Consider the following 11,524-nt stretch of genomic DNA (forward strand, 5'->3'; position numbering starts at 1 on the left):
ATTTACGCTTATATGTGTTCGTTCGCTGGTATGGACAAAGAGGGTAACAGGGTTGCCTTTCCTTCTGTTTCTTTACAGTGTGAAGAATTGGATATGAGTGAGGATACATATTACAAGTGGAGAAAAGTATTAGAAAAGCGTGGTCTTATCACTATCGAGAAAAGAAAAGACGGTGGTAAGTTTGAACGTAATTTATATTTTATAGAGGCTGTTCCAGTCCCCAAAAATGAGGATACTCCACCATACCCTAAAAATTCGGGTACGGAAAATTCGGGCACGGAAAATTTGGGTACTATCAATAATAGTTTTAACAATAATAGTTTTAATATAAAAGATATTGATGATGATGATAAAAAGCGAACTGAAGGTTCGCCTTCCCATAACGAGGAAAATATAGATTTAACTATTAGTAATTTACGAGAAGCTACTAAGGATGAACTAACGGATAGAAGTTTCAACGTTGTTGTACGGAGAGTTGTCGATAAATATAAGCAAGGCAAGGTAAACAGTTTTAGGGATTATTTGGTGACTGCATTATCGAACAAAATTGAGGAACTGGAATTACGCAGACTTAAAAACGAGGAACAAAAGAAAGCCCGTGAATTTATCAAACAAGAAACAGAAAATAGACTAATGAATGTGGAGTACCAGCGACCTGTACCGTTTTATAACTGGCTAGAGAAAAGAGACTAGATGAAATAATTCGAAGAACCACAAACCTTAGAATCACAAGGGATTGAACCGCATGCCGATTTTAGGCATATGGAAAAGAGACATACCGAAAAGGGTACATATATAAAAGATATTGATGATGACGATGATAAAAAGCGAACTGAGGGTTCTTAGAATCGTTCGTAAGACGTTTTTAAAGATTCATTGTGTTTATCTAAGGTTAATAACCATAAACACTTTATACGGATTCCTGTGCGGTTTTACGGGGCGATGGAGATGAGGTCATACTGTCGAAAGTATTCGATTACAAAAAGTCCCTAACAATCTTTAGGTATTTGTTAGAAGAGACAGGGAAACGATATAAAAGAATTAAAAAACTTTTAGAGAGAGCACCACATCCTAAAAAAGAGCCAGAAAGAGCATAAGGGCAACAGTCTGCCCTAGTTTCATATAAATATCCGGCTCGTGTAGTGACTTAATTCTATTAAAGGTTTTAAATCAATAACTTTTAACAGATTAGGAGTATTTCTTTCAATTAACTCTTAAAACTGTTATGGCCCTAAGGTTCGTAGGTTTTATAAAAGAAGTAGTAAATCTTTTATTACCAAAGTCTCCACCATTTTTTTTGTTGAGTAGCTACAAGCTCTTTTTTTACTTCTTGTGTTTCTAGAAGAACTTGCATTAAATTGTGATCACGTTCCATTTGTCGTTGTTCAATTTTTTCAAGCTGTGCGACTAATTTTTCATTAAATTCATGTTGTACTTTCATAAATTCGATTAAAATATTCGGCTCGTGTAGCGATATAGCGGGTTGCGCTATGGACAAATTAGCACGATATAGCATCGCTATATGGTTAGCTGATTCTTCTAAAGATTTTCCCATAGATTTCATATTGCATAGATACTCTAAGAACGCGATATGATCTTCGCTATACTCGCGCCATCCTTTTTCATCTTTTTTGAAAGAAACGCCTTTATCTTCAAGCATTTGTGAGTATTTTCTAACGGTGACAGGTTGAATCGAAAGACGCTTTGCTACTTCCTTACTGGAATAGAGTTTTGTATCGTTTTTCATAGCGATCACCTCGCTAAAAAGATTCGCTATACGGAGATGAAATGCCTTTTTTTTTATTTACAATTCTGCTAGTCTAAAAACATACTATTTGATTTTATTTTTTCCAACCATACGGTAGGAAAGACGAATGAACAACGACGAGCCTTTGGGCTGATTTGAAACAGCAATTGCGATTGCTGTAAGAACAATGGGTAGGGTGAAGTATGCCCTGATTAATAAAAAAACAAGGAGGATTATTTTGTATTTGGGAGAGTACACCCCAATAGCAATCGGCTGATACAAAAAAATTAAATATTTTTAAGGATAAGTAGGTCACTAACCACAAGGAGGGTAAGCAGACGTGCTTTTTTTTGCGTCTAAAAATGGCGAAAAGAAAACAAAAACATAAGGAGGATTAATAAAAAATGGCAATCACAACGTGATTGTAAAAGGGAGCAATCGATAGATTGCTTGCAGCGTTTAGCTGCATATTTGGATTTGCTTGCAAATCCTTTTGCGCTCCCAGCGCAAAAACGGGCGGAGATTTTATGGCGCACTCCGATAACAAAGCGCGGAAAGTTGAAGTATGCACCTTGATAATCGAATACATATCGGAACACAAATGCATCCGACACCTTAGGAGGTCTGTTGGCGCAGCCAGCGGATATCCTAAGGTGGAGTGCCCGAGCAAAGCGAGGGAAAAACATTGTAGTTTAAAAGAAGGGGGGGGGGAGAAATGGCAAGACGAGGACGCACGTCGATTGTGCGTGAGGTAAAAGAATCGTTACAAGCAATAGATAAAATTGGGGAATCCAAGCGTGAGGCGATGAAGGTTGGAACAAACGGTATTCATTCAAAAAAACAAATGGCCAATACAATGTCAGATGCTCAAAACTTTGTAAAATGGTGCCGTAGTGAGCATGGAGTAAAGTCAATTAATGAATTGAATGAAGTGCATTATGTGTCCTACCTTGCTTATTTGAGTGAGAAGGAAGTTTCTCAAGGACACAGGGTGAATGTTGAAACGTCTCTTCGTCTGCTCGAAAAGGGATTTAAAGAGCGTTCTAAGCGCTTTGAGGATAATCCGCCTACTTTGATAAGGTTTTGTCCAGAGAAACGTTTAGAAACGCCTTTAAGGGGCTCTGACGCCAAAAATCGATCTTATACTGACGCTGAAGTGCAATTAATTCGGGAGAAATGTTCAGATGAAGTAACGAAAGCTGTTGATTTGATGCGAGAAATGGGATTGCGAGTTAAAGAAGCTGTAAACGTGCGAGTAGAACATTTTGTTCCTAATGACATAGGTACTGGTTGGTGTTTAAACATTGAAAAAGGTACGGGGATTACAAAAGGTGGCCGTTTTAGACAGGTGGATGTACCACAAAGTTTAGAGCAACGACTGGAAAGCTGGATGGCGAACAAATCTCCTGAAGAGCAAATAGTGAATGTGTCTTATTCTACGGTGAGAGATGGTGTAAATGCTGCATGCAAACGAGGAGGAATTGAGCAAGCTGGTCGTGGATGTCATGGTTTTAGGCATGCATATGCACGTGAGCGTATGAATCAGTTAATGACCAGTGAGCAGAAACAAATGATAAGTCGTGTATTGGAAAATAGAAAAATGGGGCGTGTGGCAGACTACGGTATTCTGAGAGAGCATGATAAGCAATTATATGTAGAAGCCAAAAAAGCGATGGATCAAATTCACTCAGAACTGGGGCATGGCAAGAATCGTTGGGTATTGGCTATGCGTTACATGAGTGATTAAGGGATATGAGGTCTTTAAAAAGTTAACATAGGTTGATCTAAATAAAAAAGGCTAACTTTTTAGTTAGCCTAAAACAATTTATTCTTATATTTTCTATCAAAGGAATCCTAAAGTTTATAATTTTGATTTTTCTCCTCTTCCATAAGTTCGAAAAAGGATGGTATCTGCTTAAAATCTTTTTCTTTAATCGCTGTTAGCACCATTAAAATGAGGTCTTGTTCTAAATCCTCTCGATTTTGCGGATTAGTTTGTCTCAAAACAGATTTAATTTTAGGTTTCAACATTTCAATTACTTCTTCTTCGAATCTTTGAACAATCAATTCACTCATCAGCATCACTTCCTAAAATTGTATGTATTCTTGTCGGATTTTTTTTAATGCTTTATTTTTAGTTTTATTAATAGCTTGTTTCGTAACACTTAACTGTGTAGCTACTGCATCTTCAGTTAAACCCTTAACGTAAATTGAATACAAAATTTCTTTCTGTTTTAAACTCAAATTAGACACAATTTTATAAAGTGTTTTATCTTCAAAGAGATTCTCCATTTTCCTAAAATCTATGGAAATAACATTCTCGAAATAGTTGTCATTTCTTTCTGATTTAATCAAATCAAGAGGGCTTGTATTACTATCATCAAAATCTTTATCCAAGATCAAAGGATTTTTTTTAGAAATTTTTCGGATTTTCTTGTCAAATCTCTGTGATTCGAAATGGAGGATTTTTGAGAAGTAACTAAATATCTGAATCTTTTTCACATGAATTTTGAAGTGTTTTTCGATGAGTTCTTTTTTCTCGGGCGTTGAATTTTCTAAGTAACTGCAATAAAGGTTACTTATTTTTTCATCTTCCAAAAATGTTTCTAATAAGCGATTTTGCATCCAAAACCCCTCCTTTATGAAAGGAACGTATGTTCTTATTATACCAAAAAAAGAGAATGTTTTCCTCAATATTTTCCTTAATTATTATTTTTTTCTTTTTCTTTTTGTAGTAATAACTGAACAGCACTTGTATAGTTATTTACTGCCTCTGTTAATAAACCAAGTGATTTATCAAATTTCCAAAAAATAAGTAGAAACGCTACAATCGGGAAGCCTACTGTTGAAATTGCTTGAATTATTTCCTGCATCTTAACACCTCGATTCTGAGTTTTTCTTTATAGTAATAAAGGGATATTTATAGAAAAAAAAACAACCTTAAAGATAAAAAAAATAAAAGGCAGTAATGACGATTAACCTTTGTCATTACTGCCTTTTTCAACCACACTCCTTTGGATTGTGGCGACAAACCGAACAAAATCTATCAGTGTCGGTAATTACTTTACAATATAGTCAAAAAACATGTGTTCACCGATTGAGATTTTTGAATGGATCTCAACCGTACTTCCGCCTGGGAATTTATAGTATAATTTTCCGTTTTGAGTGTAACTTAGTTCTGCAAATCTTTTGTTAGTATTATAGAAACACTTACTAGCGATCGGATTTGCGAAACCGTTTAAGTTTGAAGCCAAGTTGACGATATTTTTCCAAACAGCACTACTTGTGTCAGGTTTTAGACAGTGAGCTAAGTTCGGATCATTGGCGTTAAAGCAACTGAAAGCATATGGAGCGAGTACTACAGCTTCAATCGAGTTGAGATTTTTAAATTCATTATACGTTTTATTGTTTTTGCGATTCTGAATGACATGAGCAACACCTACACGAGATGTGGAATCACCTCGAGTTTCCCCATATAGAGTTCTAGCCAATAGATCGACGCTATCACGTCCGTAAAGTTGAGATTTTGAAGTTAGTGGTTCACCAATTGCCATAAATATTACCTCCATTAAATTTTTATTCGTCTTTGTGACGTTCTCTATATAAAGGTAAAGGAGTATTTAATTTGACAACCACTCTTCGATTTTATTTAAATCAACCATGGAAATTGAAAAAAGAGTAGCTAAATGCTACTCTTTTTTATTTGGTTCACTTTCTTTTTCTATCATCGAAAACGTGCTGCAACTTAACTATTCTTAAGCTTAAGTTTCTTATTTTTAAAGAATTTCACAATCAAAACGATGATAATTGTCCAAAAAGCAAAAAAACCTACTGTAAAAAAAACATCAAGGTAATTCACACTCATCGCTATTACCTCCTTTAAATATAAATGTTATCTAAAATGATACTTTATAAGTAACATCTTTTTTATATGCAATTCCTTGACCACCTATAGTTGCACCATAAGCTTTTGTCCCATAAACATAAGCTGTGCCGCCTGTTTTGGATTTATTTAAAACATAATCAGTACTGTTTTCAGTATAAGCTATTGGAAATCCAATACCAGTTTGAGAACTCCATACAACAACCTTAGTAACAATCCCTTTAGAATCACGTGTTACTTTCGCATATGCAGTAATTGTAGATACGCCCGTAAATTCGGATTTTTCATAAGTCTTTGTACCAGCTTTAGATGCGGCTGCTGCAAACATCATTGGACTTGATTGTTCTGCAACAACTTCTTCTTCTACAGCAACTTCTTGTTTTTCTTCATTCTTTAAAAATTCTTCAAATTCTTCTATTGAAGAAAAATTTAATGTAGAATCATTTTCTTGCTGCTCATTTATAAGTTTAACATCTGTAAGATTATATTGTTGAGATAATGTTTCTAGATCTTCATTAGTAACATCTTTAGCAGATGCTTTTTCGGTTGAAAAAGTAAATAAAAATAAAACAGTAAATAAAGTTAAAAAAGAATATAAATATTTTTTCATGTTAGATAAAACACTCCTGTGAAGTTATATTATTTAAATTATGCTATTTTGCTATTTCTCTTTTGTTATATTTTCCATATATATAATACTCATACAAAAATGAATAATTCAACCTATTATGTAAATAATATTATATTAATGTAAAATTTATGAAATTAGCTTGAAGTATTACAGAAATTTCATACATGCTACAGCCAGTAACGACAAGGGTTTATTGTAGAGCCGTTTTGTAGGGGGGGCACGAAATGGTCTTTAAATAGATGGGTGAGGAGCAGTCCTTCTAGGTTTGGTACTCCAGTAGACAAGCAGAATTTATTTCTGCTTTTTTGTGTGTAAAAAATTTTTTTGAAAAAGGTTGCTAAATCGAATCAAAATTTCCCTTTATAGAGTGTTAGATGGTTAACCAACTCTAGCAACAATTAAAAACAATATTGGAGGAATTTTATTATGGCATCACCAATTTATGGAGTTCAAAAAAGTGAAGGAAGTCCTTCTACATCAACATTTACAAAAGCACAAGTATTACAGCTTGAGACTGCAATTGGTAAGTCAGTAGACTTTTTAACAACTAAAAAAACAGCGTCTCAAATTGAATCATCTTTATCGGGTGCAGACCAAATTGCATCTAATGCGGTAGTCTTTGGTTTTGGAGACGCTAAAACAGTTGGGGAACGTTTCCAACTTGTTTGGAAAGAAACAAGCATAAAAGATAACCTTAAAAAAGGGGCAACTACGGCTAATAAAAATATCTCAGGTGTTTTTGAAAAGATGATGGCTAATGGGTACAAAACTGTTAAATTAACGATTTCTAATAAAGAAGCCTACAACCTAGCATCGAAACGTACTATTTTGAAGGTCATTGATTCTGTAAAGGTCGGTACGTACAGTAAATAATATTTGTACAAATAAAAAACCTGCTTGTATAACAGCAGGTTTTTTTTGTTATTGAGTGATGGCTCTTTAAATAGATGGGTGTTTTTATGCAAGATTTTATACATGATTTTGCGTTGTTATTATGCTTTTAATGGGGTTTTAACGAGGATGTATAAAAAACTGCATACGGATTTTTATATTATTTTTATAGGATGCTTTTAAGGACGGGCTTTGTTGTGGTTCGATAACTTCCTAAATCAGTTGTTATGTCAACTCGATTTGTATGGGAATGTATAAGTAGTATCACCCTTATTGGGGAAATAAAGCCATCCTAAACGGATGGCTTTTTACTATTATCTTTTTAGAAAAGAATGTATACCTACTATGAGTGTAACAATAGGAAAAACAAACCATAGCGAACTTCTTTCAAAAATATATTTAAATTCTGGTATAAATACAAGATTCTTAGAGATATACATAAACATAAAAAAAGAACTTATTAATAAAATAGATTCTGGAGTATTTATAACTTTCTTCTTTTTCTCCATTAATAGTAACCTCCTCTTTGTTATAATTTCCATCTATTATATAAAAATGTAAATATGAACATAAAACTACTAATATATGGTATTATAAATTTGATCATAAAAAAAGGGGTGTTAAAATGAAAAAGTTTAAAGTTTTATTGTTTTTTCTAAGCGCTTTCATAATTCTATCCTTCAATAATTATGAAGCATCAGCTGCAGAGGACAGTTCAAACGATGACTCATCTAGTCTTGATTATGACAACAATTTGCAAATTACAGAAAGCGATGGTTCAATAATCTTTTTTGACAATCAGGAAGATATGGACGCTCATTTGGATTATATGAACTCAATCAATGAAAATCCGGGGATTGCTCCAATGGCCATTGGAGAAACATTAGTAGGTACTCAAAATAAGAAGATGCAATTCCTTGGATACTCAAAATTCACTCCATCTTGGACATATGCAAATTCTTATCAGTTAGTAAATAACCAATCAGAAACTTTCTCTTCGAAAGTGAACACTGATTGGGGAGATGTTGGCGTATCATTCTCTAAATCATATGGTGTTAATACTACTATACCAGCAAATTCAAAAAAACTTAGCCGTTTAGGTGGCTATGCAGATATAAAAGTAGAAAGATATCGTGTAAGTCTTCCTAATGTTAGTAGCTCGTATTATAAAAACGTAGCGAAAACTACAGCTACTTACGTGATAGTAAAATACAAATAAACAAAAAAGAGCAACAATTATTGTTGCTCTTTTTATTTTGGCGGTAGCCAAACATAATCAGCCCTTTTGTTTGCTTTAGTAAAAATACGGAGCATTGCTCACTCTCAGGAAAATATGGTCATCAATTAAAGTTCCCTCAGACAAAGTGAAAATTGAGTGTACGGGTACTTTATCATTTCGATTTGTCTGAAGGTGCTTTTTTATTCATGTACTTATTGATCAAACCACATTTTTCTCAACTTTAAATTTTTCACACAAAACTTTTTAAATCAGGTTGTCATTTGGATTTCAGATCTCCCTTTACTGTGTTAGGTATAGTATTATGAGTTAGCTAATAAAAACTAATAAAAACTAATATATTAGAAACTATTAGGAGAGTGAATAGTATGTCGGAGCTGACAAAAGACAACAAAGTTTCAGAGCTTATTGCTAGTAAAAGAGCATTAAAAGAGCTTAGAAAGATTTTAAATACACGTGATACAACCATACGAGAAGTATTTAATTCATTAGGGTACTTTTATAATAAATCCCAACATGAATGGCAACGTGACGCTGATTTTCCTGATAAGGATATGACGTTTAATGAAGCATTGGCACAGTTAAAAGCAGCAGCAGCAAAGCAAACTCCTAAAGCTAATAAAAAACTAATAAAAGTTAATAAAGACCTAATAGAAACTAATAAAGAAGTAGCCGTCACCACTCCTAATAATGAACTAATAGAAACTAATAGTCAGCAAAATATAGAGATTTTGAACGCTATTGGTCTGTCAGAAACCGAGTTTCATGTGTTAAAAAAAATGATTCAGGAGCGAATTCAGCAAGAGGATCCGCATGACCAGTTACCAATTTTTAATGAGATTTCGAAGTTAAATACGAGAAGCAGAAAAAATAAAACGTATTACATTTCAGAGGAGTTAGTGGCAGAAGTAGACTGTGTAGCAGATGAGTTAAACATAAAAAAATCGCAGTTAGTCGAGGTTGCACTACTAGAATTTTTCAAACGTCATGGCTCTATTCAATAAATAAAATAGAAACTAATAAACGTAGAACATATTTACAGGTTTCTAACTCAAGAGTATGGTAGAAATAACCACCGATTACTTTAATAATATTTTTTGTAACAAAAATAGCCTTCTCATATGTGGAAAAAATATCACATATGAAAAGGCTATTATTTTATTATTTTGATGGTTTTGGTGTTTTTCCAGCTGAATACCATGTTCCACCTTTAGATTTAGCCCATCCATAAATATAGTCAGTTTTAAGTTTACCTTCTACAGTAGACCATGCTACATCTCTTGAAACATCTTTTCCATTTCCTGCCTTGGCATCTACATAACTCAGCACATTATTATTGCCTGGCTCACTTCCATCACCTGTCCATGCAACTTGTTGATAATATGTAGGAGTAAAAGGGTTACCTAAACCTATAATTCCAAGTGTCAATGTATTACCGCTCAAAGAGGCAGTCGTATTAGCTATGCTTTGAGCAACCGGCTTGATATAGAATGTTGAGGGATCTTTAATATTTTTATTTAAATTATTACTTTCTGCAGCAAATGTATTACCAGCTCCAGCAAACATGATACCAATTGAAAGTGCGCCAACTGCTAATTTTTTAAACATATAATCGTCTCCTAAAAAAAATATTTTTCGAACAGTTAAATTATAGAATACAAGGAATTTTTTTGCAAACCCTTTATTTTTTGTAAACAGTTGGTTTTTTACGATAGTTTGATTGGATGATGACGAAATGGCAAACGGTCTGTTATGTTAAACGGAATGGAAGAAAGAGTAAAGGAGTAGCAAATGTTACTCCTTTTTCTTTTCGGATCGGTGTATTATATTTATATAATAACATTAATTTTCCAATTATGGAAAATGTGTTGTCTTTATGAAAAAGGAAATTGCTATTTTTAGTTTGAGTATTTCATTTATTTTGGGAATTCCATTTCAATGGGTTCGATATAAAGGGGAAGAAGGAGTATACATATTTATAGGTTTCTAACCCTAGGGTATGGTAGGAATAACCAATTAAAAAGCGTTTTGTATCGTTAATACAGCGATGAAAACGGCTTTTTTATTCCAAAGGAGCATCTATCTACTATGATAAATAGACTAAAAACTACACCAGAACGAGCAGTTCAAACTTTTATTGCATACGGCAGTCGAAAAGGAAGTCGACAACTCCAAAAAGAACGTCTTCAACAATTAGAAGAAGTACTTGCAACACAAGGGATTTATCCGGGTGGTAAAGTACATAGTGTGTTAGAAAAATTGATTTATGACCTTACATACAACGGCATTATAAAAGTAAACCGAAAACATCTGAGTGAAAAATTAGACGTTGGATTAAATACAATCTCAACAGCTTTCAAGTATATGGAGCAATCAAAGCTATTTATTCTTTCTAGAAACAGATCAAGAACGAATAATAGTGGATGTCGTGTCATTACTGATGTACAACACGTTAATTTTGAAAGTATTTTAAGTGAGGTTTACCATCTTACGGCAGATGAAATAGTCATCCTTAAAGGGGAATTTTAAACAAACAATCATTTGGTGCATAAAAAAAAGTTTTGTAAAGCTGTGTATAGAACAAGCATGGAAGCTGAAAATCTGCACAATTTTAAGGCGATATAAGGTACTGAACTTACTAAATTATCCAACGGGAATTTAGTACAATATATCGTAAAGCTTACTGCCATCTATATTAAACTATAAAAATGTCACTTGTGTTTTATTAGAAGTTATAAGATAATTTCACTAACAAAATATGAACGGACAAAGAAAAAGAACCTCAACGTGTTTAAGTGATGTTGGTAGCACCCTTAAACCGTTCCCCCTATCCTTACCATAGGGCAAACACCTGTCGAAGTTCTTTGTTACTTACATAAATGTATGTCATTCATTTTAGAATATATTACAGTGAGTTTCAAGGAAAAATTGTAGCTCTTTTATTAGACACATGAAAAGGCATTGTTTCCCCTTATTAGTTTATCGGGAACTTTGCCTTTTTTGTTGTCCTAAAAGGAGATATAGGAAATGGAAAATAGCGTTATTCAATTTAGAGGAACAATTTATGAAAATGGTTATGGTTTAATTGCTTCAAAAATTATGAGAGACAAGTCTATACCAAAACAAAGTCGCCTT

14 protein-coding genes are annotated in these 11,524 nt (G+C 33.5%); 6 read left to right on the plus strand and 8 right to left on the minus strand.

Annotated features, from left to right (window positions below; all coding sequences use genetic code 11):
• A partial coding sequence (locus tag AC3WSO_RS00005) for a helix-turn-helix domain-containing protein (protein ID WP_492527655.1) occupies positions 1-693 on the plus strand: 693 nt, incomplete at its 5' end.
• A 580-nt stretch (positions 694-1,273) separates the two neighbouring features.
• Here the strand turns inward: AC3WSO_RS00005 and AC3WSO_RS00010 are convergent.
• Positions 1,274-1,747 (minus strand): DUF3967 domain-containing protein, encoded by a 474-nt coding sequence (locus AC3WSO_RS00010; RefSeq protein WP_492527657.1) that lies wholly within the window; start codon positions 1,745-1,747, stop codon positions 1,274-1,276.
• Positions 1,748-2,462: 715 nt separating this feature from the next.
• Between AC3WSO_RS00010 and AC3WSO_RS00015 the strand changes: the two genes are divergently transcribed.
• Entirely contained in the window at positions 2,463-3,494 is a 1,032-nt protein-coding gene (locus AC3WSO_RS00015; RefSeq protein ID WP_492527659.1) for a tyrosine-type recombinase/integrase, read from the plus strand.
• 107 nt (positions 3,495-3,601) lie between these two features.
• On the opposite strand, the gene AC3WSO_RS00020 is transcribed toward AC3WSO_RS00015, so the two are convergent.
• The 5 genes from AC3WSO_RS00020 to AC3WSO_RS00040 all read right to left on the minus strand — a co-directional run bounded on the left by AC3WSO_RS00020 (position 3,602) and on the right by AC3WSO_RS00040 (position 6,240).
• Positions 3,602-3,823: a hypothetical protein gene (locus tag AC3WSO_RS00020; protein ID WP_323657670.1), complete on the minus strand. Its 222-nt coding sequence runs from the start codon at positions 3,821-3,823 to the stop codon at positions 3,602-3,604.
• Between the two features lie 12 nt (positions 3,824-3,835).
• A complete protein-coding gene (locus tag AC3WSO_RS00025) occupies positions 3,836-4,372 on the minus strand; it encodes a sigma factor-like helix-turn-helix DNA-binding protein (RefSeq protein WP_492527661.1) in 537 nt (178 codons plus the stop codon).
• A gap of 77 nt (positions 4,373-4,449) precedes the next feature.
• Positions 4,450-4,620 (minus strand): hypothetical protein, encoded by a 171-nt coding sequence (locus AC3WSO_RS00030; RefSeq protein ID WP_492527663.1) that lies wholly within the window; start codon positions 4,618-4,620, stop codon positions 4,450-4,452.
• A gap of 186 nt (positions 4,621-4,806) precedes the next feature.
• Positions 4,807-5,301: a hypothetical protein gene (locus tag AC3WSO_RS00035; RefSeq protein WP_323657673.1), complete on the minus strand. Its 495-nt coding sequence runs from the start codon at positions 5,299-5,301 to the stop codon at positions 4,807-4,809.
• A 342-nt stretch (positions 5,302-5,643) separates the two neighbouring features.
• Positions 5,644-6,240 carry a hypothetical protein gene (locus AC3WSO_RS00040; protein ID WP_492527665.1) on the minus strand — a complete coding sequence of 199 codons (597 nt, stop codon included), beginning with the start codon at positions 6,238-6,240 and terminating at the stop codon, positions 5,644-5,646.
• A gap of 447 nt (positions 6,241-6,687) precedes the next feature.
• Between AC3WSO_RS00040 and AC3WSO_RS00045 the strand changes: the two genes are divergently transcribed.
• A complete protein-coding gene (locus tag AC3WSO_RS00045; RefSeq protein WP_492527667.1) occupies positions 6,688-7,134 on the plus strand; it encodes a hypothetical protein in 447 nt (148 codons plus the stop codon).
• Between the two features lie 332 nt (positions 7,135-7,466).
• Here the strand turns inward: AC3WSO_RS00045 and AC3WSO_RS00050 are convergent, their stop codons facing one another.
• Entirely contained in the window at positions 7,467-7,661 is a 195-nt protein-coding gene (locus AC3WSO_RS00050) for a hypothetical protein (RefSeq protein ID WP_492527669.1), read from the minus strand.
• Between the two features lie 116 nt (positions 7,662-7,777).
• On the opposite strand from AC3WSO_RS00050, the gene AC3WSO_RS00055 reads away from it, so the two are divergent.
• The gene (locus tag AC3WSO_RS00055; protein WP_492527671.1) at positions 7,778-8,371 is read left to right on the plus strand and encodes a hypothetical protein; all 594 of its coding nucleotides are present in this window, start codon (positions 7,778-7,780) and stop codon (positions 8,369-8,371) included.
• 386 nt (positions 8,372-8,757) lie between these two features.
• Positions 8,758-9,393 carry a hypothetical protein gene (locus AC3WSO_RS00060; RefSeq protein WP_492527673.1) on the plus strand — a complete coding sequence of 212 codons (636 nt, stop codon included), beginning with the start codon at positions 8,758-8,760 and terminating at the stop codon, positions 9,391-9,393.
• Positions 9,394-9,550: 157 nt separating this feature from the next.
• Here AC3WSO_RS00060 and AC3WSO_RS00065 read toward each other — a convergent pair whose 3' ends face one another.
• Positions 9,551-9,997 carry a hypothetical protein gene (locus AC3WSO_RS00065; RefSeq protein ID WP_492527675.1) on the minus strand — a complete coding sequence of 149 codons (447 nt, stop codon included), beginning with the start codon at positions 9,995-9,997 and terminating at the stop codon, positions 9,551-9,553.
• A 480-nt stretch (positions 9,998-10,477) separates the two neighbouring features.
• On the opposite strand from AC3WSO_RS00065, the gene AC3WSO_RS00070 reads away from it, so the two are divergent.
• Positions 10,478-10,918: a hypothetical protein gene (locus tag AC3WSO_RS00070; RefSeq protein ID WP_492527677.1), complete on the plus strand. Its 441-nt coding sequence runs from the start codon at positions 10,478-10,480 to the stop codon at positions 10,916-10,918.
• The last annotated feature ends 606 nt before the right edge of the window (positions 10,919-11,524 follow it).

It is taken from the genome of Lysinibacillus sp. EB106-09-02-XG168, assembly GCF_058791475.1.